The sequence below is a fragment of the Enterobacter cloacae complex sp. 2024EL-00214 genome (assembly GCF_043945575.1).
Taxonomy (GTDB): Bacteria; Pseudomonadota; Gammaproteobacteria; order Enterobacterales; family Enterobacteriaceae; genus Enterobacter; species Enterobacter cloacae_P.
Window position 1 is genome coordinate 23,150 of sequence record NZ_JBIMRC010000022.1, and the last position, 23,773, is coordinate 46,922.

The 23,773-nt window shown below is 50.0% G+C and carries 44 protein-coding genes; 40 read left to right on the top strand and 4 right to left on the bottom strand.

Translation table 11 applies throughout. The features are described from left to right. Positions 1-548 precede the first annotated feature (548 nt). The 31 genes from ACHHZ6_RS20110 (at position 549) to ACHHZ6_RS20260 (ending at position 16,936) form a co-directional block, all read left to right on the top strand. Positions 549-884 (top strand): hypothetical protein, encoded by a 336-nt coding sequence (locus ACHHZ6_RS20110; protein ID WP_007372266.1) that lies wholly within the window; start codon positions 549-551, stop codon positions 882-884. A 147-nt stretch (positions 885-1,031) separates the two neighbouring features. Then, on the top strand, positions 1,032-1,625 hold the full coding sequence (locus tag ACHHZ6_RS20115; protein WP_007372267.1) for a hypothetical protein: 594 nt from the start codon (positions 1,032-1,034) through the stop codon (positions 1,623-1,625). Positions 1,626-1,717: 92 nt separating this feature from the next. After that, positions 1,718-1,984 (top strand): hypothetical protein, encoded by a 267-nt coding sequence (locus ACHHZ6_RS20120; protein ID WP_007372268.1) that lies wholly within the window; start codon positions 1,718-1,720, stop codon positions 1,982-1,984. Positions 1,985-2,092: 108 nt separating this feature from the next. Further along, the gene (locus ACHHZ6_RS20125; RefSeq protein ID WP_007372269.1) at positions 2,093-2,551 is read left to right on the top strand and encodes a hypothetical protein; all 459 of its coding nucleotides are present in this window, start codon (positions 2,093-2,095) and stop codon (positions 2,549-2,551) included. A gap of 35 nt (positions 2,552-2,586) precedes the next feature. After that, a complete protein-coding gene (locus ACHHZ6_RS20130; RefSeq protein ID WP_007372270.1) occupies positions 2,587-3,063 on the top strand; it encodes a hypothetical protein in 477 nt (158 codons plus the stop codon). 74 nt (positions 3,064-3,137) lie between these two features. Next, a complete protein-coding gene (locus ACHHZ6_RS20135) occupies positions 3,138-3,413 on the top strand; it encodes a hypothetical protein (protein WP_007372271.1) in 276 nt (91 codons plus the stop codon). Between the two features lie 114 nt (positions 3,414-3,527). Beyond that, a complete protein-coding gene (locus ACHHZ6_RS20140) occupies positions 3,528-3,800 on the top strand; it encodes a hypothetical protein (RefSeq protein WP_007372272.1) in 273 nt (90 codons plus the stop codon). A gap of 154 nt (positions 3,801-3,954) precedes the next feature. Next, positions 3,955-4,260, top strand: coding sequence for a hypothetical protein (locus ACHHZ6_RS20145; RefSeq protein WP_016241563.1), 306 nt, complete (start codon positions 3,955-3,957; stop codon positions 4,258-4,260). Positions 4,261-4,272: 12 nt separating this feature from the next. Further along, positions 4,273-4,566 carry a hypothetical protein gene (locus ACHHZ6_RS20150; RefSeq protein WP_007372274.1) on the top strand — a complete coding sequence of 98 codons (294 nt, stop codon included), beginning with the start codon at positions 4,273-4,275 and terminating at the stop codon, positions 4,564-4,566. Between the two features lie 94 nt (positions 4,567-4,660). Continuing rightward, positions 4,661-6,733 (top strand): ATP-dependent DNA helicase DinG, encoded by a 2,073-nt coding sequence (dinG, locus tag ACHHZ6_RS20155; protein ID WP_016241562.1) that lies wholly within the window; start codon positions 4,661-4,663, stop codon positions 6,731-6,733. A 20-nt stretch (positions 6,734-6,753) separates the two neighbouring features. Further along, positions 6,754-7,074 (top strand): hypothetical protein, encoded by a 321-nt coding sequence (locus ACHHZ6_RS20160; RefSeq protein ID WP_016241561.1) that lies wholly within the window; start codon positions 6,754-6,756, stop codon positions 7,072-7,074. A gap of 87 nt (positions 7,075-7,161) precedes the next feature. Further along, positions 7,162-7,584 carry a hypothetical protein gene (locus ACHHZ6_RS20165; protein WP_024196082.1) on the top strand — a complete coding sequence of 141 codons (423 nt, stop codon included), beginning with the start codon at positions 7,162-7,164 and terminating at the stop codon, positions 7,582-7,584. A gap of 81 nt (positions 7,585-7,665) precedes the next feature. Further along, positions 7,666-7,830, top strand: coding sequence for a hypothetical protein (locus ACHHZ6_RS20170; RefSeq protein ID WP_007372277.1), 165 nt, complete (start codon positions 7,666-7,668; stop codon positions 7,828-7,830). A 26-nt stretch (positions 7,831-7,856) separates the two neighbouring features. Continuing rightward, positions 7,857-8,252 carry a hypothetical protein gene (locus ACHHZ6_RS20175; protein WP_024196081.1) on the top strand — a complete coding sequence of 132 codons (396 nt, stop codon included), beginning with the start codon at positions 7,857-7,859 and terminating at the stop codon, positions 8,250-8,252. Positions 8,253-8,433: 181 nt separating this feature from the next. Then, complete coding sequence (locus ACHHZ6_RS20180) at positions 8,434-8,625, top strand: hypothetical protein (protein WP_016241560.1); 192 nt, start codon at positions 8,434-8,436, stop codon at positions 8,623-8,625. A gap of 130 nt (positions 8,626-8,755) precedes the next feature. Next, positions 8,756-9,451 carry a hypothetical protein gene (locus ACHHZ6_RS20185; RefSeq protein ID WP_007372278.1) on the top strand — a complete coding sequence of 232 codons (696 nt, stop codon included), beginning with the start codon at positions 8,756-8,758 and terminating at the stop codon, positions 9,449-9,451. 22 nt (positions 9,452-9,473) lie between these two features. Further along, the gene (locus ACHHZ6_RS20190) at positions 9,474-9,671 is read left to right on the top strand and encodes a Lar family restriction alleviation protein (RefSeq protein ID WP_032155220.1); all 198 of its coding nucleotides are present in this window, start codon (positions 9,474-9,476) and stop codon (positions 9,669-9,671) included. Positions 9,672-9,723: 52 nt separating this feature from the next. Beyond that, the gene (locus ACHHZ6_RS20195) at positions 9,724-10,182 is read left to right on the top strand and encodes a hypothetical protein (protein WP_008786599.1); all 459 of its coding nucleotides are present in this window, start codon (positions 9,724-9,726) and stop codon (positions 10,180-10,182) included. A 147-nt stretch (positions 10,183-10,329) separates the two neighbouring features. Further along, positions 10,330-10,470, top strand: a complete 141-nt coding sequence (locus ACHHZ6_RS20200) for a hypothetical protein (protein ID WP_007372281.1) — start codon at positions 10,330-10,332, stop codon at positions 10,468-10,470. A 15-nt stretch (positions 10,471-10,485) separates the two neighbouring features. Beyond that, positions 10,486-11,118: a hypothetical protein gene (locus ACHHZ6_RS20205; protein ID WP_007372282.1), complete on the top strand. Its 633-nt coding sequence runs from the start codon at positions 10,486-10,488 to the stop codon at positions 11,116-11,118. Between the two features lie 457 nt (positions 11,119-11,575). Further along, on the top strand, positions 11,576-12,250 hold the full coding sequence (locus tag ACHHZ6_RS20210) for a hypothetical protein (protein ID WP_008786597.1): 675 nt from the start codon (positions 11,576-11,578) through the stop codon (positions 12,248-12,250). Beyond that, a complete protein-coding gene (locus ACHHZ6_RS20215) occupies positions 12,247-12,711 on the top strand; it encodes a hypothetical protein (protein WP_008786596.1) in 465 nt (154 codons plus the stop codon). The genes ACHHZ6_RS20210 and ACHHZ6_RS20215 overlap by 4 nt, the downstream gene beginning before the upstream one ends. Positions 12,712-12,849: 138 nt before the next feature. Continuing rightward, positions 12,850-13,089, top strand: coding sequence for a type II toxin-antitoxin system CcdA family antitoxin (locus ACHHZ6_RS20220; protein WP_007372285.1), 240 nt, complete (start codon positions 12,850-12,852; stop codon positions 13,087-13,089). Between the two features lie 2 nt (positions 13,090-13,091). Beyond that, a complete protein-coding gene (locus ACHHZ6_RS20225) occupies positions 13,092-13,400 on the top strand; it encodes a CcdB family protein (protein ID WP_007372286.1) in 309 nt (102 codons plus the stop codon). A 20-nt stretch (positions 13,401-13,420) separates the two neighbouring features. Continuing rightward, positions 13,421-13,579, top strand: a complete 159-nt coding sequence (locus ACHHZ6_RS20230; RefSeq protein WP_016241558.1) for a hypothetical protein — start codon at positions 13,421-13,423, stop codon at positions 13,577-13,579. Between the two features lie 154 nt (positions 13,580-13,733). After that, positions 13,734-14,288 (top strand): hypothetical protein, encoded by a 555-nt coding sequence (locus ACHHZ6_RS20235; RefSeq protein WP_007372288.1) that lies wholly within the window; start codon positions 13,734-13,736, stop codon positions 14,286-14,288. A gap of 69 nt (positions 14,289-14,357) precedes the next feature. Beyond that, on the top strand, positions 14,358-14,975 hold the full coding sequence (locus tag ACHHZ6_RS20240) for a hypothetical protein (RefSeq protein ID WP_007372289.1): 618 nt from the start codon (positions 14,358-14,360) through the stop codon (positions 14,973-14,975). Positions 14,976-15,057: 82 nt separating this feature from the next. Beyond that, positions 15,058-15,528, top strand: a complete 471-nt coding sequence (locus ACHHZ6_RS20245; RefSeq protein ID WP_007372290.1) for an HAD domain-containing protein — start codon at positions 15,058-15,060, stop codon at positions 15,526-15,528. 301 nt (positions 15,529-15,829) lie between these two features. Further along, complete coding sequence (locus ACHHZ6_RS20250; RefSeq protein WP_016241556.1) at positions 15,830-16,117, top strand: hypothetical protein; 288 nt, start codon at positions 15,830-15,832, stop codon at positions 16,115-16,117. Positions 16,118-16,127: 10 nt separating this feature from the next. Then, positions 16,128-16,526, top strand: coding sequence for a hypothetical protein (locus tag ACHHZ6_RS20255; RefSeq protein WP_007372292.1), 399 nt, complete (start codon positions 16,128-16,130; stop codon positions 16,524-16,526). An 83-nt stretch (positions 16,527-16,609) separates the two neighbouring features. Continuing rightward, the gene (locus ACHHZ6_RS20260; RefSeq protein WP_007372293.1) at positions 16,610-16,936 is read left to right on the top strand and encodes a hypothetical protein; all 327 of its coding nucleotides are present in this window, start codon (positions 16,610-16,612) and stop codon (positions 16,934-16,936) included. Positions 16,937-17,298: 362 nt separating this feature from the next. On the opposite strand, the gene ACHHZ6_RS20265 is transcribed toward ACHHZ6_RS20260, so the two are convergent. After that, positions 17,299-17,637, bottom strand: a complete 339-nt coding sequence (locus ACHHZ6_RS20265) for a hypothetical protein (RefSeq protein WP_007372294.1) — start codon at positions 17,635-17,637, stop codon at positions 17,299-17,301. Between the two features lie 237 nt (positions 17,638-17,874). Between ACHHZ6_RS20265 and ACHHZ6_RS20270 the strand changes: the two genes are divergently transcribed. The 4 genes from ACHHZ6_RS20270 (at position 17,875) to ACHHZ6_RS20285 (ending at position 19,807) form a co-directional block, all read left to right on the top strand. Next, positions 17,875-18,318: a hypothetical protein gene (locus tag ACHHZ6_RS20270; protein ID WP_007372295.1), complete on the top strand. Its 444-nt coding sequence runs from the start codon at positions 17,875-17,877 to the stop codon at positions 18,316-18,318. Positions 18,319-18,436: 118 nt separating this feature from the next. After that, positions 18,437-18,778, top strand: coding sequence for a hypothetical protein (locus tag ACHHZ6_RS20275; protein WP_007372296.1), 342 nt, complete (start codon positions 18,437-18,439; stop codon positions 18,776-18,778). Between the two features lie 158 nt (positions 18,779-18,936). Beyond that, positions 18,937-19,491, top strand: a complete 555-nt coding sequence (locus ACHHZ6_RS20280) for a hypothetical protein (protein ID WP_007372297.1) — start codon at positions 18,937-18,939, stop codon at positions 19,489-19,491. Between the two features lie 49 nt (positions 19,492-19,540). Then, positions 19,541-19,807 carry a hypothetical protein gene (locus tag ACHHZ6_RS20285; protein ID WP_007372298.1) on the top strand — a complete coding sequence of 89 codons (267 nt, stop codon included), beginning with the start codon at positions 19,541-19,543 and terminating at the stop codon, positions 19,805-19,807. A 67-nt stretch (positions 19,808-19,874) separates the two neighbouring features. Here the strand turns inward: ACHHZ6_RS20285 and ACHHZ6_RS20290 are convergent, their stop codons facing one another. Genes ACHHZ6_RS20290 through ACHHZ6_RS20300 form a run of 3 tightly spaced genes read right to left on the bottom strand, consistent with a single transcriptional unit; the run spans position 19,875 to position 21,044 of the window. Beyond that, complete coding sequence (locus ACHHZ6_RS20290) at positions 19,875-20,105, bottom strand: hypothetical protein (RefSeq protein ID WP_007372299.1); 231 nt, start codon at positions 20,103-20,105, stop codon at positions 19,875-19,877. 43 nt (positions 20,106-20,148) lie between these two features. Next, on the bottom strand, positions 20,149-20,607 hold the full coding sequence (locus ACHHZ6_RS20295) for an RES family NAD+ phosphorylase (RefSeq protein ID WP_007372300.1): 459 nt from the start codon (positions 20,605-20,607) through the stop codon (positions 20,149-20,151). Beyond that, complete coding sequence (locus ACHHZ6_RS20300; protein ID WP_007372301.1) at positions 20,604-21,044, bottom strand: antitoxin Xre/MbcA/ParS toxin-binding domain-containing protein; 441 nt, start codon at positions 21,042-21,044, stop codon at positions 20,604-20,606. Before ACHHZ6_RS20300 ends, ACHHZ6_RS20295 begins: the two co-directional genes overlap by 4 nt. Positions 21,045-21,198: 154 nt before the next feature. Between ACHHZ6_RS20300 and ACHHZ6_RS20305 the strand changes: the two genes are divergently transcribed. From ACHHZ6_RS20305 to ACHHZ6_RS20325, 5 genes are all read left to right on the top strand, one after another. Continuing rightward, positions 21,199-21,516, top strand: a complete 318-nt coding sequence (locus ACHHZ6_RS20305; RefSeq protein ID WP_007372302.1) for a hypothetical protein — start codon at positions 21,199-21,201, stop codon at positions 21,514-21,516. Between the two features lie 41 nt (positions 21,517-21,557). Then, entirely contained in the window at positions 21,558-22,400 is an 843-nt protein-coding gene (locus ACHHZ6_RS20310; protein WP_007372303.1) for a hypothetical protein, read from the top strand. Next, positions 22,372-22,650 carry a hypothetical protein gene (locus ACHHZ6_RS20315; protein WP_007372304.1) on the top strand — a complete coding sequence of 93 codons (279 nt, stop codon included), beginning with the start codon at positions 22,372-22,374 and terminating at the stop codon, positions 22,648-22,650. Before ACHHZ6_RS20310 ends, ACHHZ6_RS20315 begins: the two co-directional genes overlap by 29 nt. A 59-nt stretch (positions 22,651-22,709) precedes the next feature. Next, positions 22,710-23,153 carry a hypothetical protein gene (locus tag ACHHZ6_RS20320; RefSeq protein ID WP_007372305.1) on the top strand — a complete coding sequence of 148 codons (444 nt, stop codon included), beginning with the start codon at positions 22,710-22,712 and terminating at the stop codon, positions 23,151-23,153. 286 nt (positions 23,154-23,439) lie between these two features. Further along, positions 23,440-23,604: a hypothetical protein gene (locus ACHHZ6_RS20325; RefSeq protein WP_007372306.1), complete on the top strand. Its 165-nt coding sequence runs from the start codon at positions 23,440-23,442 to the stop codon at positions 23,602-23,604. The last annotated feature ends 169 nt before the right edge of the window (positions 23,605-23,773 follow it).

The window sequence follows — 23,773 nt, forward strand, 5'->3', positions numbered from 1 at the left end:
TGCTCTCGTTACGTTCAAACTCTTAAAAAACTGCCGCGCCTGCCTATATAAGCCAGGCTGTAGACCTGAAGTCTACAAATTTAGCGTTACTGACAATTCACAATCCAGTGAACCGGCCCACACTAAGGAGGTTATATGCGAACGCGTAACTTTAAATCTGAGTCTATGTAATCTGATCAGCTGGCGCTGCCGAGAATGGCGGACTCCGCTACCCCGGTGATAGACCGGGGTAGCAGGAAGAAAGAGTAACGATTTACCGGTTTTAAAACCAAATTTTCGTCAAATGGGATACAAGCGCCCAAGGCCGGTTCCCGTCTGACAGACCGAAGTTGTGATGTGTGCATCGCCCCCCTGGAAGTTGTTTTATTGAATTGCTGTGTGTAGTTTTGCGGGGATAATACCCCGCTTTTTTTTTGCTTATTCTTCTTCGTCACCCCACCTTCCTGTGCCATCATACGTATAGAAAATAACTTTTCACTTCTGACCCTTTTTCAGTTGAAGTCTTATGATTTGATATTCCGCTAATACACACACATTAAGGAATGAAAATGAGCAACGATATTCATAACAAAATTGCTGATGCTTTAGCTTCTGTTGGTTTAAAACTTTCCGATGGATATACCCGGGCCGCACTCTTACTGAAGATGAAAGGTTCAGTTAGTCTCAATTTTGCTGTTGATGGCAAACCTGTCACTGTCACTCTCCATATGACTGAATCGGGTGATGTTACTGCTACCACTGATTATGACGATTCAACCGCTACTGCCGCAGCAGCAGCCGCAGCCACTACAACGCCAACACAAGAGTCGGTGGAAAAACCAGCAGAAGAGTCGGTGGAAGAGCCAGAAAAAAGTAATACACGAAAAGGCCCAAGGCCTAAGTAATAACTGCGCTGGAACTACATGTTGGCATAATTATAAATATCAAAACTGGCGGGGTTAAATCCCCGCTTTTTTATGCCCGATTTCCTTCGTCACCTGAATACCCCGTGAGACTATAAGTAAACAAAACGAACAACACGGGGCAACGCCATGACCACCAGCAAAGAGAAAAATGTATTCTACGTTCACTACTATGAATCCGACTCCAGTGGTGGCGAACTGCCACTGATGCGCATTGAAGCGGAGAACGAAGATGAAGCCAACCTGATCTGTCTTCGCAACCTCGCGGATGTTTATGACGTTGATCATGACGACATCAGTCTTGAAGACGGCTTCGAAGTGAACGGCAATAGCGTTTATCTGCAAGGTATCTACCCGGCGACCTCAGAGCAGGCACTGGTAGTTGATGCGGTATTTAATATGACTTCTGTAGAACCAGTCGCTGAGGCTGTGACCGGCACGGCGGAATCCGCCTGCGGTATCAGCCTGGTCTCTGATAAGGTCTGGCTGGAAAGCTGGTTCGACCTCGAAGACAAATTTGCTGATCAGATGGCCCACGTCGCTGAAGATGACAAGTCTGATACACGCTTCTTGCTCTACCGTGACCAGGTCATCGATGTGCGTGAATGCGAGACATCTTCTGTCCCAGGCTGGGATCTCCAGTTCGGCTTGAGCGGCGGTACGCAGATGCTATTCATTCGCCTTTCTGATGATGGCGATCACGTTGCACTGGGTCTCGAATAACTGCTGCCTGCGCCCGGGCTTGTTTGCCCGGGTTGCTCCCCTCCCCTGAATCAAACCGAGTATCATGACATCATTCTGAGGAGTACCAGACGATGAGCGAAGTAAAGCACTTCAGCATCACGAAAACCGTTGATTTTTACATCAATGAAGCATCCCCGGAAATTATTGCGGGCCGCAGGATCTATCTGGAAACCGTATTGATTCCTCGCCTTCGTACCGGCCTTGCCGTGCTCAATAAGATGGGCCTGACCGAGCGTGAAGATATGGAGCTGCGCGATGTGTACCAGCGTGGCGTGGAATTTTTTGACAAATTGTTCGATGGCCCTGTCCCGCAGGCCAATACCACCACCAGCCACTAATCCGCAAATTTTGTCCTTTTTTTACCCGGCTCTGACTTCGTCACCCGGGTAACCAGTGATTTAATAAGTAAACAAAACGAACATACCAATAATCACTGGGGATGCACCATGTTTAAAAGTCTGTCTGAATTGATGACCAGCGTTGGCAAGACTGATGCGCATAAAGTCTCGATAGTCCAGGTTAAAACCGGTGTCACCTCGTGGGGCCGCAAAAACCAGTCATCCCGGCCTACGGCTGAATACCAGATCTGGATGGATACTCCTGACAACGACAGTCGTATCGTCCTGAAGCTGAATTTCGTGCTGAGTTCCCGCCGTAACCAGCCTGAGAAGAATGCGCCCCTGAATATTGAAATCAGCCAGTACGCTAACTGGGATACGGTGAAACGCGCCTGGGCGGAATGCGCTCCTGAACGCTATATGCGGCTGGAGAATGAAACGACAGATGAGTTTATGTCCACCAGCGGGGTCTGGGAAGAAGCATCCGTCATCACCAATGACATGCAGCCGGATTACCGCTACTTCTATCCAGGCACGTCCTATTACGTGGCAAACGACAGCTACTGAAGCCAGAAAACACACCATATAACCGAGGATCTACCATGACCGACGCTATCCAGACTGCCCCTGAAAGCTTCAGCCTTTCTTCCCTGACCGACCTGTATCGCACAGTGCAGGCAACCGAGTCCCACGCTCTTTCAATGATGCGTGTCCAGAGGGGGATCACCTCCTGGGGGAGCCGTCGTATAACTGACCGCCGAACTGAGGGGTTCACCGTCTTTCTGGATGCGCCGGATAACGCCAGCCGTATTACTGTTAAAACGGAGTTCGTGCTGAATGCAGCAAAGACCGGCCCTGATACGTCTAATGATCTGGTGGTGGAAGCGCGTGAACATTCAGGCTGGGATGAGAGCCGGAATTGTTTCACTGTTACCCGCGAGATCGGCGAACTGCGGGTTAATGCTGGTGGTGAAAATCATGCTGCTACACTTCGTCAGCTGTGGAAGCTGCTTCACGCGCAGGCAAAAGCCTACCAGTCCAGAAATACTGCCGGTAACGCCACCTGGCTTATGTTCTGATAAGCCCCGGGCATGGTAATGTGCGTCACGACATTACGCCGTGGCGCACTACGTTCGTTTAGAAGGAAATGAAGATGAAAATAAGCCAGCTGGAAGTCGGGATGAGTGTCTGGTCGGTTAGCCGGGTAAATATGGGCAACACCACACTTAAAACAGTTGTCGTCCACCCGGTCGTGATTGTCGAAGTCCATGATAACCACGTCATAGCCACCTGGAATGGTAACGCCCCGCGTCGTTTCGGTGAGTCCGTCGTTAAGGGCTGGAAGAAAGAAAAGCCGTTGCTGATCCGTGAAGGTTTCGGGCAAATGCGCCTGGCTACCAGGGAAGAGAAAGCGCTGGCTGGTAAGTAACCCCCTTCGTGACCTGTATGACCCGTGGTGTAATGGCTCCGACAACCTGGCAGTTTTCGCAACGCAACACTCTGCCGCAAATCACCCTCCACGGGGCCAGACAGGGAATACACGATGACCGATGCCATTCTCTCTGAAGAGCTGTACTTCAAATACCTCAACACCTACGAACGCGAAAGCAGGTTTCGCATTGACTCTTTTCGCTTTGATGGCGAGCCTCAGTGGACAACCAAATTCGGTCAAGCTCGCATCCGCCCTTCTCAGGTACGTGTACTGCTCTGCCGCTGCGGGGCAAACAACTGGAAAGACGATGGCAGGTTCGCCAATGAGTACTGCTGCGACAGCTGCGGACAGTTCGTGGAGGTGCTACAGCATAACGACCGTTGATTCGCGTCCCGGGGCCGGAGCTGATGGCTCACTGATAAACCATTTCAGACCGACATATTCATTCTGATAATACCCGACGTATCGCCTTCGTCACCTGCCGGGCCCGTGTTGTACTGGTATCAGTACAACATAAAACGAGATCACGGGGCGCATCATGCAGACACTGACCGACGTATTCAGCGATAAGGCGAATAAAGCCTTTCATTCGATTTTCGCCGATTTCCTGCCCACCAGCGCGGATGGGGTAATCACCTTTACGGTTCGCGGCTATGGCGGAAAAACTGCCTGCATGACCGTCCCCTCTGGAACCCCGGTTTTCGTCTTTGGCACTGAAGAGCTCGCCGACTTCCATCGCTCCGCCGTGGCGGGTGAATTCTACATCGTTGATCACGGTGGTTTCCGCACCCTGAATCAACAGGTAGAACGTGGCCGCGTCCCAGTCATCTACGACATCCTCTGAAGGGATCCGATTATGGCAATCGACACAGTTTACCGCCTGCGGCTCGATTTCGACGTGTATAACGGCGATGTCATCGACACCAAAGAGCAGGAAGACAAAGACCAGATCTCCATTGCGAAAATCACCCAATTTATCTTCGATGCCTCCGTTCGGCTCAAGCTTGATGCCTGCGAAACCAGCGATGGCGGGCCAGCACATGGGCCTTACTGTGTTCTTGAGCACTGCAACCGAGCTGTACTGGAACAGGCCGAAACTGAAATTAAACGCTATGTGAGACGCTTTAAAGGCCATTCACTGGAAGACTGATGAACCCGGTACATCCACCAGCATGAGGATGTACCTGACTTCGATAGCCGCTGCCGGGCTGTGCCTCCTGAGCAGCAGAGGACAAGGTACGGATATGCCAGACAATAAACCCCGGATGACTGCCGCTGAAATGACTGAGCGAGCCTATCACTTCTTCCTGGACGCAAAGGGTCTGTCCCCTCGTGCCGGGCAGGTAGACATGATGGCGTTTTGCAGCGCAGTCGTTAACGCTACCCCCGCTGAGGAGCAGTATCGCGTCGGGGTTATTGAGGCCGGTACGGGGACAGGGAAAACACTCGGGTATTGTCTGCCGCTGATCCCCCTGGCGATGGAAAAGCATAAGACGCTGATCATCTCCACGGCAACCGTTGCGCTTCAGGAACAAATCATCTCCAAGGATCTGCCAGAAATACAGGCGAGAGCGGGCCTGAGCTTCTCCTATGCGATGGCGAAGGGCCGTAGCCGTTACTTCTGCCAGATGCGCTGTGACGTTCATATGGAAAGCGAGATGAATGCCTATGGCTACATCCGCGATGATGTGGAGGATATCAGCAAGGCCTTTGCTGGTGGTCACTGGACAGGAGAGCGTGATTCCTATCCTGATGAGATCAATGAGGCGGTATGGGGTCGGGTCAATGCTATTGGCAGTCAGTGCCCTAAAAAGCGTTGCCCACATTATCACCGTTGTCCGTTCTTCCTCGCCCGCGCCCTGCTGGAGTCGGTGGATGTGGTTATCGCCAACCATGACATCGTATTGTCTGACCTGTCACTGGGAGGCGGTATTATCCTTCCCCCGCAGGAAGAGTCCATTTATGTGTTCGACGAAGGTCACCACGTTCCGCAGAAAGCAATTAACCACTTTGCGACCTCCGCCTCTCTCGATGCCAGCAGGCATTTCATGAGCGAAATCTTCGACATGGTAATGACCATGCCAGAGTCCTACGGCGGGACTATGGAAAAGCACGTGCAGCAGCTGGTGGAGCTTGCGGGCCATGCCGGTGATGAGCTCGGTGAGCTGCGGGGGACACTTTTACGCTCCCTGAACTGGCGAAACGATCACGAAATGCCAAATGGCACGGAATCGGACATCTATCGCTTCCCGGAAGGTTTCGTTCCTGAAGATATTGCGGCCCTGTTTAAGCCTGGGTTAAAGACAGTAAACGAGATGCAGAATATCGTTGTGAAAATGACGGCGATTGTAGATGAGGCCGGGCGGGATATCAGCGAGGAAGAACTGGCCCTTCAAAAGATGGCTGTCGGCGAGCTGGCAAATCGCCTGGCGGGTATGCATCAGGCTCTGGCCTCATACTGCGGGAATAAAACCGTCTCTGGTATGCCTATGGCCCGGTGGATTAACGTCCGTCGTACTAAACGCAGCACCGAAGTGGTGATTAATTGCAGTCCGGTCTATGCGGGCGAACACCTGAAATCCGAGCTCTGGTCGAAGGCTTATGCCACCATTGTGACCTCGGCAACAATCCGCTCCCTTAGCAAGTTTGACGCATTCCTGGAGCAGGCCGGTCTTCCAGTCGATACACCTACCCTGCTGGCCCGCAGCCCGTTTGATTACCAGAACAACGGCGTGTTGTTCATCCCCCGTATGCGCTCGGTTCCGACCAATCATGAAGAACATACGGCGGAGATCATCGAACTCCTTCCCAAACTGGTGCTTCGGCTTCAGGGTTGCCTCGTGCTGTTCGCCTCCCGCAGGCAGATGGAAGAAGTCAGCAAGGCGATGCCTCAACACATTTCACCGCTTCTGCTGATACAGGGGGCACTTCCAAAACGGGAAATACTGCTGCGCCATAAGCTCAGAATCGACCGTGGTGAGCCGAGCATTATCTTTGGTATGGCTTCTTTCAGTGAAGGGGTGGATCTGCCTGGCGTGTACTGCAACAACGTCATCATTGCCAAGCTGCCTTTTAGCGTTCCGACCGACCCGGTGGGCCAGACCCTGACGGAGTGGCTGGAGAAAAACGGGCGTGATGCTTTCCGGGAAATCTCGATACCGGAGGCCTGCCTCAAACTGACCCAGTCCGTTGGTCGGCTTATCCGCACAGAGAGCGATACCGGCGCGGTGACTATCCTGGATAAACGCCTGAAGACAAAAGCCTACGGGAAAGACATCCTCGCATCCCTGCCCCCTTTCAGGCGCGAAATTCGTTAATCAACAGTCGAGAGGTTGCTATGCATAAAATTGAATGCCCACGCTGTCTGGGTGGTAAGGGTGAGATCCGAGCGTTCCGGCACGTTCAAGGCGGTGTGTGTTTTCGCTGCAAGGGCCGGGGGTATGTCGAGGTGAAAACCATCCCGAAGCCTTCTATCCGGTTTGTTGCTATGCAGAAATGGGCAAATCCAGAGGACGTTAACTACAACAATGGGGATTTTATCAGGACGTTCTATTTCAAGGCCCGAAGTCAGGCTGAAGCAACAAAGAAGCTTCAGAAAAAACTCGGCGCGTCAGGTCGTGAGTTTTATGCCACTCCTGCGGATGATGTCCAGCAATAAATGGGGGCGTTTTGTAGTGGTTTATTCACTCTGAAATCTATCACTCTGGTTATGATTGGTTTCGAAACAAATGACAGGTGGTAACACATGAAAAACCAGGCTAAAACACAACATTCTGTTTTTAAGTTCATTCGAGCTGCGATTCCGGTAACAGTTCTATCGGCTATACAGTACGCTGTCATTTCTACATTGCTGGTGGTTGGAAAAATTGACCTTCAATGGTCGGAACTCGCTACATCACTTCCGTTATGTATTATTGCAATATTCTCAACAGCATTTGTATTTTACGACCCAAATGAATATGAGTACTTTCTTTCAGTGCTGGGAATGCTTACCGTTTGGGTTTTAGTGTTTATTGCATCAATACTCCTACTTGTAATCGCGCGAGGTTTTTCCTTCATCACAAGCAATTATGTAACATATGCTGAATTGGCTTCCTATTCCATACAGATAGGAATGATGATTGTATTTTACTTCAAGAGGGATAGTCTTAATCAACAGACCCTATAGATACAGTATTTCGCGATTAATATTATCATTGAACATTAACGCACAAAATTTACCCCCACGTCATACAAGGTTACCGATGCAATGAAAAATAAAATTATCGATGCAAAACTTGCATTTTTTAAAGTAGAGGGAACTCCAAGTACTGGTCACGTTGTGGTTATCGGGAAACCATCATCTGGGAAAAGTTTCTGCCTTACTGATGAAATAACGCGTTTGTTAAAAGCAGGTAAAAACCACGAAAATTAATTTGAATATTGCAAGCGGGGTTTGCTATGACATCAATTATTACCACTTTATATGAAAAACTTTCATTTCGTGTGCTCGCAGTTCCGCTGATTATTTTCAGCATTGAATTTTTGATATGGGCAGTGCTTATTCGAGAAAATGTTATATCCGGGGACTGGCCTTTGTATAGAACTTGTTTGTTCGCTTGTTTTTCCTCGCTGATTATAACTGGATTCACATTCCAGAATCCTGAAGGCAGTGATTTCCTAAAGGCAGCAGCAGGTCTCCTTGGATGTCTGGCCTTGGGGGGATTGATAATTATTATTTATTATATTGGCACTCTCGAATTTCCGATTATCACTGCCAAGATGGTTTGGATTTTCATGATGGCAAGCTTTACGTCTCAGCTTTTCACTTGCCTGATGAAATCGATGACTGATTAATTTGAAGTTCAGCAAAAACAATTGCAGAGCAAAGTTATTTATTCACTCATTTTGCGATCTAAGTATGCTTACGCTGAAGTAACCGAAAAGTACCTTTCTTGAAAAGTTTTTTCGGGATTTTAGGAGAAATGGATAATGGCATTCTCACTTACTTTCCATCAATACATTCTGGAGTAATAACATGTTTACTTTAGTTCTCGTGATTGGGCTTTATTCAAGTGGTCTTAATCCAAGTGGTGTCACCTCTCAGAAAATACCTGACTACAAAACCTATGATGAATGCCAGAGTGCCGCGCCTAAAGCAAAGCGTGGGGAAACTATCACCATCTTAAGTTATTGCATTCCCCAGCCTGCGGATAAGACAAAGGCGTAAAGGCTTCGCTATATGTGAATTATCGAAGGGGTGTCCATTTCATACCCGATTACTTCGTCAATTGTCGACCGGTGGGATAATAGGATTAAAACAGTTTTTAGCTTCACGATATTATGGAGAAACCGCCGTCATGCACCCATTCGATTCGGTCAGAGTAAAACTGAGTTTTGCCGGAAAGCCACCAGCGGCTTTACTGCAAAGCGCCCTATTTCTTGAAAATCAGCGTCCCGAATCCTCCAGTTGGAGCGACCCGGGCACGGCGGGTAATACACTGCTTCGCGACATCCTCCGGTCACAACCGGTTGAACTGAGCACTCTACAAGGCGTGGTTAATCTGACTACTGGCAACCTCGGTAAAGCCGAATGTAGTGAGTTGCTTGCACTGATGGGCCTTCGTAGCTTCGGTGAAGAAGCTGCTGAGTTAATGGTTCGCAATGCGTCAATGGTTTTTGCGAGTGGACAGGCTAATGCAAAGAACCTGATTCGCATGGAAGTCACTAAATCACACCTTACTTCTGATAAGCAGGTCATTGTCAGTACTGAAACCCTTGAGCGGCGTATGTACGTCATGAACAGCAACGGTATCTGCTTCGTCGTTGAGCCTGAGATCTGCCTTGATGCCGAGAAACTGCCGGGCGCGGATTTCTTTATCACTGAAGACGAAATGGATGCTGCGGGCGTGAGCCGCTGGGGTGAAAACGGCAGTCAGCACTGGCGATGCATGGTTACCTGGTTCAATGGCAGTAGCACCATCATGAACGAAATGGGACACATGTACGAGCTCGGTGATGAACCTGAAATTCGGCTCAATAGCTTCGGTGGATAAAGCCCACCAGCGAGGAAATACGATGAGACACGATAACGTCAAGCCCTGCCCTTTCTGCGGTTGTTCATCTATCCGGGTTCGGGAGATTTCGAATAATTTTCGCGCCTGCTGCAATTCCTGTGAGGCCACGGTGGCGTTTCAGGACTCCGAACAAGCCGCTGTGACGCGCTGGAATACCCGCGCTGAAGAGAAACAATCTGGCGGACTCCAGTCAGCATAAATTAAGCCCCGGGCTGCTCTGGGCCTGAATACCGATAAGAGGAAACACCGACATGAAATTTTACATCAGCGACGTTTTATGGAAATCCGGGCAGGCATTCATTTTCTCGTTTGTCACTGCTCCGGCAGTTGCGTTACTGCTCATTCTGTTCTGCACAGTTCTTACCAGTTCACCATCCAAGGTCTTCCTCGATCAGGCCCGTAGTCTGGTTGGAAATGCCACCAGCACCTCGGTCATGGTTTGCCCTGAAGAGAAAGCAGTGTTTGCCGCGTTCCGCTCCTCAGAATGCCAGCGACACGTGGTGAATGCCGATGATGCCATTAAACAATGGGACTCGCTGTTGCTCAAAGGCTACCTGATAGTGGCGGGTATCGCTCTTATCTGCTGGATGGTAAGCGAGGCAGTTAACTACCGCAGAAAGCCGTGGCGCTATGGGATCCGTCCCTCTGATATGACATTTAGCTATACAAAACTCGTGCCGAAAGAATCCGATGATGACGCGGATAAATAACCACTCATTTAGCACGGCAGACAGCCGGTCAATGCCAGCAGCACAGGGGGCAGTATGGGTAGACCTACAGGCAATATCGTCAGACTCACAAAATCAACAGGCCGCAGCAGCGACTTTTTCGGGCCATGTGAGTTGTGTGGAAAACATATGTCAGAAGCATTCCGTACCCGAAAAGCGCGTGAGTGGCAGCGTGAAAATGGCGAACTCTATTACGGCCATGATTCCGCCGTCATGTATGCACATGAAAAATGCATTCTGAATCTGGAAAGCAAATTTACCTCAAATTAACGACTGGTGAGATTTATGAAAATACCTCTGGGTAAGACGTTCCCAATTTTTTTTATCTTATTGGTGGTGGTGCTGGGGGGCGCTATCGCCGAGAAACTGCTATGGGAGGGACACCTCTATCCCGATTTTCTTATCAGTGATGCCTATGTGGCGAAAGATACTCAATTGCAGGCCAGTAACGACACAACACTGTTGAAGCAGTGCTACGCTCAGCACTTAACTGGATGTGAAAAGTATTATAGAAGCTTCAGCCAACTGGAGGTCAGGGGTAACGATCTCAAGTCGCTGTGTAAAGTCCTGACAAATAACACTGATCTGGACGTCTTTCAGAGTGATGCTCAATTGCTGGTTCGTTGCTCACGATGGAATGTTTTCCGTGTAATTCCATTTAAACCTACAGATAACGCAACTGATAAATTTAAGCCAATGGTCGATATGGTTGGGAGCTGGATGGCCTACAACCGGCTCTCAAAAGAGCTACTTCATGAAGATCCGGTCGATATCTTTTTTGTTGGACTGGATGAGGGAAAAAAGCAACTATCCCTGAAATATTGCTTTACCGGGGTTGATCAAATTCCTCCTCAAGTAGCTTTCCAGCGATGTGACACCGAGTCGGATACGACTAAAACCCAGAGTGACAAATCATGATGACATTTCTCGCTAATTTGCATCGCCATACTACGGCCTGCCGCAGCTTCGCATTCTTCACTCTGGTCTCCGGCCCGGCGATTGCTTTATTTATCACGTTCATCTGCATGAACTATTCAGGTTCACCTTCAGCGCATCTGGTTAGTGCAGCCAGGGCTGTCATTGATGGTGCTCCGGTCGGCAAACTAATGGTATGTACCGAAGAGCCACAATCCACGACTCCCCCGACACTTATCGAATCTCCCTGCGTTCGCGAGGCGGTCGATGAATCAATAGTAACCGCGAAGTGGGATTCAAACTTCCGAATGGTTTACGCAATGCTTGCTCTGCTTTCTTCTGTTATCTGGTGTCTAGTGAGCGCCACACGAGCGAACATATTCAAGGACGCTAAACCCCCTACTCGATAAGCCTGTCAATTCTCAAATAAAATGATGAAAAGTTGTGAAATTAAGGAGTGATGATGAACATAAATTACAGTATTAATAACAGTGTGCTCATGATGATGAGTGAGTTTATGATTACAGCTTTTGTAATCGTAATACTTTTTGTGATTGTATTAGTATATAACAAAGCGTTTAAGTCTGAATTAAGCATAAAAATATTTTGTTTTAGTCAGTTAACAGCCATTTTCATTTCCGTATTAGAAATAACAACAAAAAGAACAAATGCTGGAAGTATCAGTATTACATGGAGTGACGGCATCCATCAGTTTTATACTCACGTTTTTCTGGGGTTTGCTTTTTCTTTCTTACTTTTTTTGCTTGGTCTTTATGACTACAAAATGAAAGGCAACAAAGATGGTTTAAAGGATTGCAAAAAACATGTTTTACCGTGTTTCATAGGGAGTTGGTTCGTATTAATAATATTCTTTTTCTCCGCTTCGCCTTTGCGCTATGAGGAGAATTTGATTACGGATGCTCGCGTCGTAGCTTCGGATCCCAATCGAACCACAATTATCTATGCTGATGGGTTCTACTGGCTATTTGATATGGATAGAAATGAATTTGATAAGTCTATATCCAGAGAGATAGTCAGAGGCAACTACAAGATGTTATGTACTTCAGATACACCAGCTACCTGCTGGGCGGGCAGAAAATTCCCCAAAAACACATCACTGGATAAAGTTTTATGAAAGATTGTAACGCTGAGAAATATAGCTATTCATGTCTTTTCGCAGCGGTATTTAGACCAGGTGAAATGCCTGTCATTTCCGCGTTCCGGGCGCGGTATTGGGCTCTAATCATTCGATGGGCATTGCGTTTCGGTTACACCGTTTGCCTGATTGGCAGCACTGGAACCGGAAAAAGTTACCTCATCGAAAGAACGCTACCAGGACGGATCATTGATGCCCGACTGTTACTGGTAAAGAATGATTGGCATGGCCCTGTGCCATTCAGTTTGCGCGGTGCAAAGCCCGGCCCAGTTGGCATTGATGAGTCGTCCAGCTTTTCAGAGGAAACGCTGCGTCAGAACGCGGAGAACCTGAAAGAAAGAGGGGTAGTGTATACAGCACAAAGCATTGATAAAGCAGCTAAAGTTGCAGCCAACCTGCCAAACAGGCGTGTGTTGCTTATCATGATTGGAAAAACGTAGCCTCTGCGGTCTAGGCCATCTGACCTGCTGAACTGACGCAGTAGACTCTCTCGGAGGCAAACAAATTTGCTGGTGGGATAAAATGGGCGCATACTTAAAGCACGTGTAATCGACACGTGCTTTTTTATTGGAGGACACATGCAGGCTACAGCTGCTCGCCAGAAAAAAACCGTCAGTGTCACCCTTGAGCCAATGCTCGTACAGCAGGCAAAAGACGCTGGGATTAACTTGTCCGCCACGCTGGCAGAAGCGCTTCAGAGCAAACTGAAGGCCAGTGCAGCGGAAGAATGGAAACGACAGAATCGTGCTGGTATTCAGGAGTTGAACCGCATCACTGAAGAGCATGGGTTACTGTCTGACGAATACAGGACGTTCTGATAATGCAATATACCGTTTACCGCAATCCCGGCAACAGCCAGGCATACCCTTACCTGCTGGATATACAGAGCGACATCATTGGCGAGTTAAATACCCGCCTGGTGATCCCCCTTCATCGGCTTAAAAAAGGAGCCTCGGCCCCGGTTGCGCGATTAACTCCGGTCATACAGGTGGAAGGGAATGACGTTATCCTGATGACGCATGAAATGGCTTCAGTCCGCGTGAAGCAGCTCGGTCAGGCGGTCATGGACGCATCTCCGTTCCGGCACACTATCAAAAGTGCGGTGGACTTCCTGCTGGATGGTTTCTGACAGAGATAATGAGCGAGAAAATGATGAAGCAAAATGAACTGCTGGAAGTGGCAAAAGCCATGCGCGATTATATTGATGCCCTCCCTACCGATGTCGTTGCAGCATTACCGGTGATGCCGGGATTTGATCGAGACTGGGCCGACGAAGTCATTTACGAAGCCGAATCCGCCAGCAAATAACCCCCCGTCTGCGCCCGTTTCATCTGAATTCGGGCCGTCACAATCTTTCTGATTTTATTGAGAAAACAGCCTCTTTTTGTCCCCTTTTTTCCTTCGTCAGCAGACTCAGTCGTTCGATAATAAAAACAGACCAACACAACCACTGAGGTGTTTCATGTTAGCGATTATCCCGGCAGCAGGCACTGACAAGGTTTTTAAAACCTCCCTCAAACACGTGCTCGATGAGGACTTCCTGTTTGCAATGGCTTCAAAAGCAAGCGCGACGTACATTTCATCCCATATCAGCGATGACGGTGAGGGCACAGTGTTTTTCAGTCTGAGCGACTGGGATAACCTCAAGCCTTCCTTATCGGCTGATGGCTGGGATGGCGATACGATGCCCGGCTTCATTGATTTGCTGGATGCAATCGCAGCGCAGGGCTATAACACCGTCGAATTCCACATTTCTCACCCACTGGTGGTTGGCGCGGTCTGGTTCACCGATGAGTATTACTTCACGGTTACCCCGCTGGCGTATGACCTTGCCACGCTGGATGGTCAGTTTGTTCTGCCGGATGGCTCTTCCTACCGGCTGGATGACCTTGATGAAGTCAGCTATGACGAAATGACCGACTACTTTGACGGCATTATCGAAGTCGATGGCGATACCATGCTGGGTGTAAAGCGTAACGACGATGACACCGTAAACGTCAGCAAAATCGAAAGCTAACCCCTCCTCCCCGGTGTCGGTATCCGCCGCGCCGGGCTATTTTCCTGCCATCATCCTCTGGAGTGTTTCATGAAAGACCGTTTTTATCTGGTCAGCTTGCGTGACACCGTTGGTAGCAATACCGCTTTTCATAGCCATCACGGCAGAGGTTACAGCACCGATCAGCGTAATGCCCGGGTTTACACCCGCGAGGAAGCACAACGCGCATGGAATACGGGACGGGAGTTTGACCTGCCGGTTGATGCCGATGCAGTCGACCGCCATCTCGTGTTTCATGTTGATCATCAGTTTGTACCGGGAAAAACCATTCTCTCCGAAAGCGCCACCAAATATGTCGGCTTCGTTAATGGCCAATGGGACGGAAACGATCTGTTCTGGCTGGCTGATGCGGGTACTACCACGGATTTTTCCCTTGCCAGAGTTTTTGACTCACCACAGGCAGATAGACCTGATGTCGTCTGGTTACCCCATCACATCCCTGACGCTGCAAAGCGCCCTACCTTCAGTGTTGAGCGGATAGACCGCCGTAAAATGACGCAGGGGGCCGGTCTGCTGATGCCTGCCTGGCTGAAACGCCAAAATCGCCGACAGTCAAAGGGGCTGACTCGCTGGAATTGCCCCGGGTGTGGCCGTATTTCATGGCAACAGAATCCGTATGATTTTGATGGTTGCCGGTTCTGCATATAGTCAACTACCGCGAGAGGCCTCTATGTTCCGATTATTACAGAAGTGGTTAGTCAGGTTTACCTGTCAGGACGATATAGATTGTATGTCGACCCGGCGCTCTGCGGGCGAGTTCTGGCTGGAAATAGATGCCCGTCGTCACTGGATTTTCCTGGACATCGACGGTGTACTCCACCGGGCGGAAAACGGGTCACTGGAGTTTATGCCTGTGCTGGATCACGTGCTGACGCAATGCCCGCAGACGGGAATTATCCTTTCCACAAACTGGCGTACCGGCGTACCCCGGGAGATGGTGCTGAGTCATTTCCCTGCGGGTATACGCGATCGGATTGCTGGACTCAATCCCGATCTGGATGGGCTGGTGAATAACCACGTGCGTTATCACGAATGCATGGCGGTCGTTAAACGGTTCGGCCTACAGCATTACACCTTCGTGGACGATACCGCTCGACTCTTTCCAACTGACTGCCCTGCCCTGTTCCTGACTCACCGGCACGAGGGGCTGAATGCAACGCAGGGTAGCGCTTTGATAGACCGGATTCGGTTAATGAAATGACCGGTTTAAGGCTGAATACAAATTATTAATGAGGATGCGTTATGAATGAAATCCCACAATACGTCTATGACCTGATCGGTATTTGCCTCTTTGTTGGAATGTGGGTCGGAGGCGTTCTGCTTATTTGGTTTATTTTCTCTAATGGAGAGAGCGACGAATAGCCAGGCAACTGGCGCAACTGATGTTGCAGGATGGCCCCAACAATATCTTACCTGCTTACGCTCTGATTACCCGCGCAACGCTTCGTCAGAAGCGGAAAGCTGGGATAATGAATATATCCCGTATACACCAGGCTATCCCAATGAAAATTACTGTGTTTACTGCCCCTGATTGTCCGAAATGTCGCATGACGCTTACCCGCTTTTCTCTGGCTGGGGTGGACGTGAATGAGATCCCGCTGGTGGACAACGCAGATCTCGTTCGCCTGACACAAAATACCGGTGCGCCGCTGGTGGTGGTGGTCAACGATTCGGGCCGTGTGACGGGTTGGGGTGGGTTCCGGCCAGATCTTATTGCGACAACTGCCAATGGCTGGAGTGTCGGGTCACTCGATATCCCCCCGTCGCTGGTTAATCACGTCCTTCACTGAGGTAAACGCCATGCACAATATCTCTGTCGAAATCCCTGCGGCCCTCGGCGTACATCCTCCTTCAGGAGCGGATGTCGTGCTTATAGACGATCTGAATAACGCCCTCGCCGGTGCTGGCTTACCGCAACTGAAGATAGAGCCGATAACGTGGACACCGCCATCAGGCCGACCGGTGATCTACCGGTCTGAGGTTCCCGATATCCTGCGCATTGCAGGTATAAACCCTGACACCTCTGACATGGTGAAAACCTTCTGTTCCGGGCCACTGCCGATTGACGATAACGAGCTGGATGCCCTTCTGGAGATGCGCGAACGGGACGGTCATAGCGAAAGCTTCAGGATCGCGCTCTGTGGGGCGCTGGACGCGATTCTCATTCGACTCTACTCAGCAGAGCGTCAGCTTCGTTGAAACGCCAGTAAAGACGCTGGTGGCCTCATATGAGGTATCAATCGGCTCGGTTCCGTCTCAATAATTTAAAGAGAGCACGGTATATGAGTCCTGAAGAAGAAAAAGTGCTGCATCAGCGGCTGATACAGCTTGGCGATATGATGGGGGATGGCCTGCACTATGAGCGCGACGGTCAATGGATCACCCGGGAGTACAAAGCCACGTTGCGGGCGCTGGGGCTTTTGAAGGCTCCCAAGCGTAAGCATAACCCGACCAAAACACTCGCTGTGGATGAGCGAATGGCACAACGTGTGAAGGACGTAGCCTGTACCCAGTGCGCCGGGAAACTGAAACAGGTGCGCTCCGGGTCTCTGAAAGCGCAATGCACCCGGTGCAAAACCAAGTTCACCCTCCTGAAAACCATTAAGTAACTATACCCGCAGCTGGTGGTCACCCCACCAGCATAAAATATACCCGAAACTGTGACACCTGCGCTTGCCTGCCTCAATGTCGTGATAGCTGACAACCCCCACGAAGAAAACAAACCTCACACCTGCGATCGTCGTGATGCAACGATTTTGTCGAGCCAATTATATGAAGAGACTGTTATGAAAGACTTCCATTTCCTGTATGTCGAACTCCTGGTCGAATTGCTTCGACTGGTCAATTTTCTTCTGCCGTTGTGGTTTGGTAGTTGAAAATAGCAGGTAATACCCGGGCAAGACCTTCCCGTTTTTTTAAAATAAAAGGGCGCACATAGCGCCCTGTCAGAAAGGTATTTTGAAGCAGCAGACTACTTACGAAACTCCCATTGTTTAATCAGCTTTTTGACAAACGTCTCGCCATAGATCTCATGTGACTCCATGTATGCACAAAGCTGTATCAGGGTCATCATGCCATCGCGAAGGGTATCGCATGACTCGTTACGGCAATAGGCCGTGAGTTTGTACATATTCGCCCCGCAAACGTCCGGGTTGTAGAGATTAACAATCAGGCTTGCCGCGAATTTCTTTCTCTCTGCGATAGCGCCCAGATAAGCCAGCTCCCTTTTCAGGTCTTCCGGGATAGGTGTGACAGCACACGCTCGCGGGTTCAGGTTTATCTGGATATGGTCAAAGTCGAGTTCCTGCATTGTCCTGGTTCCTTCTGCTGATATTCGGTATCCGTCTGCCGGGCCACACGATTCTGCATGTAATGCCCTTCATATCACCATTGTACCGGATACCTGCAATTTGCCCCGTAACTACCGGTGCTGATGATAAAAAATATCTTTATTTTGCGAACGATATACACCAGTCCGTCCTGATTTCGTCAGCTGAATTGTGCCGGGTAAGCTGGTTGCCATGTGAGTGACCTAATGGAGAACACCATGCAGCACACTGCAACCACACACCCGCAACCGGCTAACACCGTGAGTATCGTCAGTACGACCTACGGTCAGACGCTGGTGGTACTGAACGGGAAATGTCTCTACTGCGCACCACCAGAGCGAGGAGACGAAGCCCGGCAGCTGGCATCAACCACTGCCGGGGCACTCAACGTGCCGGTCGATGTCGTCCACCTCGATACATTTGCTACCGATACAACCGAAAGCCAGCTGATGGCCCGCTTTGAAAACCAGAATGCCGGGCCGTGGTATAGCCATGCGTTTACCATCGCGTTCAGTGTTGAATACCCGGCGAAGAGTAGCGATGACATTCCACCAGCGGAATTACACCGTGCATTGATGAAGCGGGCCAGAGAGTTTACCGGTGATCTGGATGCGCTGGTGGAAGCCTGCGGGGCATCTTATGACAGTTATCAGATGGGGTAACTCCTGCTGGAAATGACCGCATTCTGCTGGCGTTTTCAATGAGATATCGCCAGCCGCTTTGGTAGAGTTTTCCAGATAGCAAGCGAACATCATAGCCAGTGGCAAGAGGTAAACCTATATGAATTCTGTCTGTCTTGATTACGAGAAAGTGGATTTTCTGGCGAATCTCCTGATCCCCACCCTCGCCAGACACCCCATCAGTAACAGTTTCCCGGAGCGCGGCCTCGCACTTAAGGAAAAGCACCCTGAGCTGGTGGGCTGGCCCGAGCGCAAACTGGGTGAAGTGGAAAATTACCAGAATGCACTGTCCAGACAGCTACCGAGCCTGAACAGCATGTCCTTGCCGGAGTTTATCGACTTCATTCTCACCCCGCATGTCGCGGAGTATGTTCTTGAGCAGGTTGGCACTCCGCTTGCTGAAGAAACCATGCAGCTGTTTATGGCGAAAGTGAAGGCATAACGCGGTTTTCAGCCCCATATACTCCAGATCATAACCGGCCTTAATGGTCGGTTTTTTTTGTGAATTTTCTGCCCCGAAAGCCTTCGTCACCTGCGGGGAGCGTGGTTAACTGGTTATGTAAACAAAACGAACAACACACATAACTACAGGGGTCTACCATGTTAAATCCAGCTATCTGCGCCATGTTCATGTTTCAGGGCTTCCAGCATGAAGTCTCCCGTCTGACCGCATTATCAGTGGCTAATCCTATCCCCCTCACCTTCAACTGTGACAGCGTACAGACAATGATCTGTGAAACGCTGGCTGGTGGCGAAATTGAATGTGCTCACTGGATGTTGGATGCCGCAGAGCAGATCTGTAAAGCCTGCGAACCTGCGTATCAGGCATCTGAAGAACCGGGAGTCTGGTACTACGACATTGCTGAACGTCTGGGCGCTGAAGTGGCCTGCCGTTGCGTAAAAGGTGATATCAGCACTGACCAATTGGTCGCTGTTGCAGTTAACCTCACTGAGTCATGGAACACGCTGAGCGAAGACAGCAATCAGGAGCCTGATTGCGGATCATATGAAAATACCGTCAGGACGTTGGTAGAACGTGCTGATACAGCAGAAGCGGCTTGCGTAGAAGCAGTCAGAATCCTTGATGGTGGTGAGCGGCAGGCGTTATCAAAGGCGATAGCAATTCTTCGCCCTGTGGCCGCAACGTTGCAGTAGATAGTGGCAGAACACCAATACACACAACACTCACTACAGGAAAATGACCATGAAACTCACCGTATCGACTCGCCCGGTAAGAATTGAAGGGAATTATGTCTCTGTCGTCTTTAATCGTTCCCATAACTCCATGCCGGAAACAGCAGAGGTTAAAAATGCCGATCAGGCGCGGGCATTCATCAACGATTACATCGCCCGTAATATCAACGAAACGCCGATGCATCTGGTGCTGACAAAAGAGGGCCGGGCATTTGGCGGGTTCGACGCGCTGAATAGTAGCCTTCCGCCCGCGATTGAATCATCAACCCGTTTGTAATGACTGACTGGTGGCGCTCAGTGAGGAGCGTCACCCGGCATCACGGAGGGAGTTGCAAGAGTTCTGATTAGCCTTTCCTGACCCACGCCCAAAGCATCGCACCCGCCAACACCGTCAGCATCAGAGCAAACACGGAACCAACCAGACTCGCATCGCCATTCTTGCCGGAGTAACCGCAGGTTTGAGATGCGTCACCAACTGCCTGACAAATTGAATCGGGATCAAGTCCCCAGTAGACAAAGGCGAACAAGGCAATTACAGAGATAAACGCTTTAGCGACTTTCGCTTTCTGAATCATCAGAGACACCTCAGTTCGTCAATGCCGGGGAGTTGCCTGTGTGTTATTTCAGGCGGGAATCAAACCGGAACGGAATTTTCTTAACCGTAGCCATCAGGTCAAAGAGTTCAGGGTGTGCCGGATTCAGCAAGTAGTTAAATTCAACCGGAGACAACGCACTTGGAATACGCAGCGCGATAGAAGAACCGCTTTCAGCCCAGTTATCACCGTAGAGCGCCAGCTCAGCAGGAGCATCCTCACTCGCCCAGTTATCAGGGAGACGGCTCATGTCGAAGGTCTGGATCTGATCATCCGGTACATCAAGACTCAGCAGTGTAAAGTCGTCCAGTAACTGCGGCGCGTGAATGTGTACCAGCGTTTCAAGCATGGTAAGGCTGGCCGTTTCAGACAGGTAGACCATTGCAGTGCCTACGCTGTTCCAGCGGCCCCCCGCTTCTTTCGCACCCAGACCAGACCACGCAGTCATCAGATAACGGGTCTTGGTCAGTCGGTAAAGGATCACGAGTATACCCCGTGCTCAATACGCGTAATCAGGCGCATCACTTCAAGCGCACCTGTCTCAGAAGAAACAAGCTCTGCCGGTGATTTCCAGCTCAGACCACGGTTCGCTTCGTTCAGCCATTTGTGCGCCGCTTCTTTGTCACCTTCAAACAGCTCTACAGCGCGTTCAATTACGCGGATAATGCGCACCAGACGTTCGCTCTGATCGGCAGTGAAACGGTCTTTGATGCTACGATTAAACGTCGTATTAGGTATACCCGACATTTTGCGCAGCTCAGACGGCGTGATGTTAGCCCATTCAGAAATGTGCTTAGCTACTGTGCCATCGAGACCGTGATTGATTTTATCCATCAGCGCGATACCGTCATTATCCAGCCCAGCAACCTGCCATAAGCAGTGCTGATTCGTTTTGGTAACGTCTGGAGAAAAAACTTTCATCGTCATAACTAGCCCTCCCATTTGGTAATTCAATTATACCATATGGAACACTAACGGCAATCTTTTAACCATCAGACAACCTCAGCGCCCTTCGTCACCAGCCCCACCTGCCAGATAATAGGTCAATAACGACAAAACTATGACAGGGGGCATCATGCCGAATCTCTTACGTTATGACCAACTGGACTCCTCACGTCAGCCAGCAGCGCGGGCATCAGCCGCTAGTGGCGAATTATGGTGTGCCCGCAACAACGTAAAAAAGCAGGCGGCAGCGTCAAAGGCCGCAATTCACCAGGCAATCAATGATCAGCACCGCATTACCCGGCTGCGAAACACCTTTTCGCTCGCGAAGGATATGCGTGAAAAGCCGGTCGTCTGGATTGAAAAGCGCATCCTCGAAAATCTGTGCATGTTCAATGAGCAGGGCGATATGTACCTGTTCACGCAGCAGAACTTTGTCAGCAAACTCTGAACCTCCGGCCCGGCTCGTCGGGCCATTAAAAGGAAACCGATATGACAGACTTCATTGATAAACTGGCAGCGAATGGTGTGGCCTTTACCCTTCAGGACGGACGAATCATCGTTGAAGGCGATCTTCGTGTCGGGTTTACGCTTGAGCCAGAAGATCCGGCAATTCCCTGCGACTATATTCCCGCGAATCTGACCGTGACGAACACCCTGACCATTCTGTCGGGCATTCATAGCATCCCTGCCGGGCTGGTGGCCCGCAATCTGTTTATCAGCTACTCTGAGCTGGAATCTCTCCCTGACAACCTGACCATTACCGGTACGCTCATGGCGAATTCTTCACGTCTTAAGTATCTGCCGGAAAATCTGACGGTGGGCCGCGTTCTGGACATCATGTGTACTGATATCGCCTATCTGCCGGATACGCTGAAAGTAGCTGGCAGTATGATGCTGTCAAACACCCGTATTACCACTTTGCCGGATAACCTGCATCTTGAAGAAAATCTGGCCCTCGAAGCCATGCCGTTGCAAGCGTTGCCAAAAAACCTGAAAGTGGGCCACAGCCTGTATCTGGATGCTGTGGCTCTGAAGCGGATCCCTGAGTGTATATCGTGCCCCGTGATTAACCTGGTTAACCCTGGTAATTTTGAAAATGTCGCGTCAGTCACCGGTATCGGCGGAAAGCCTAACCGCCATGTCTATGCGCTACGTACAGCGCTTGGCGTTCGCGTATGCATGTACGATTTGTCTGTAGACCCGGAAATATTTGGTCTGCTGGTACGTGGCATCTATGATGAACCCACGGCTGAACTACTTGATAAGGCCGCACAACAATGTATTCAGCGTCTGGAGGATATGTATGCTTCTGAAAACGCAGTTCGGCACTGACTCGGGTATGATTTATACCCGGAAGGTGTATCTGCATTACACCGACACTGACGGGCATTCACGCAGCAAGCTGATAAAAGGTTACTACTACCCGGGCGAAGTCCCGGTTGAGTCGTTTTCAGAGCGGGCACTTGCTCCTGGTATGCGCCAGCTGTTGAGTTGCCGCTGCGGCGCAATAAACTGGGTCGCAACTGGTGGTATCAACGAATACCAATGCGACTGCTGCGCAAAGGAAATAACCGTTTACTGACGGTCTGCACGGGGATACCGTTCGACCGGCATACCCATGACAATAAGAGCAGGTGCTAAATGACAAAAGAAGAATCACAATTTTATGCTGGTGCAATCTGGGCCGCATCGACCATTTACCGGATGCATTCTGACTCGGTGGTAGCGAAAGATTTTCTCCGTGAAATTAACGATCTGGATGTGGCAGCAAAATGTGGTGCTGAGTACGACGTTCTCCCATTACGCCTGTTTGTTTTGCGCGATTTACCATTGGGCCACGATGCGGATTATGAAGCCATCAGCTTCGGGCCGGTAGACCGTCACGGCAATATCATCTGCGATCACTCTCAGACTTCGGTCACCGATATCTCCGGCCAGCGAGCGTATGGGGTTTATGCCCGCCGTGCGGGTGAGTCGAATCTGACGCTCATCGACAATCTTGATGATGAAGAAGAAGCCGAACCACTGGCGAAGGTGCTGGCTGAACAGCTCCAGCAAATCAAAGAAGGTCGCTACGATATTTAAGCGTTAGACCACGTACTGCTGGTGGCAATACACTGGCGATTAAGGGGGTTAAGTGACTTAAATGATCCACTGACCTGTCTGTGTAAAGCCTGTTTATCCCAAAGCCGTCTGGTTCACCAGGCGGTTTTTTTATGCCCGGAATAGCAAGCACAACACAAAACGAAACCGATATTATCTTTCTGAAAATACAGGGCTTTTTATGCCCTGGTTTTCTTCGTCACCTGAGTCACTCACCAGATACTGGATACAGAAGCCACAACATGTAACCCGTTATCAGGAGCGACCCATGAAAGCACAAGCTGTTCGTAATCACTCTTTTGGCTCACTGAAGCTCAGCGCAAGCAATGCGGCAGCAGCCGCGCTGGCGCACCCGGTAACCCATTTCTTCATGCTGTTCGCCATCGTGATGTACCTGGTCTATGGCGGTGTAGTACTCGGCATTAAGCCGTAGCATTCCCTGTGGCCGGTCGCCCAACCGGCTTTGCCTCCAACCCTTCTGGAGGTAGTTGTTAACTTCCCCGGTAAACCGGGGATTTTTTTACCCGTAGTTCCAGCGTTCGCCACTGGAGCTAAAACCCACCAGAGCGAATTCCGTAACATAAGCGCTTCTTCTACGTCCG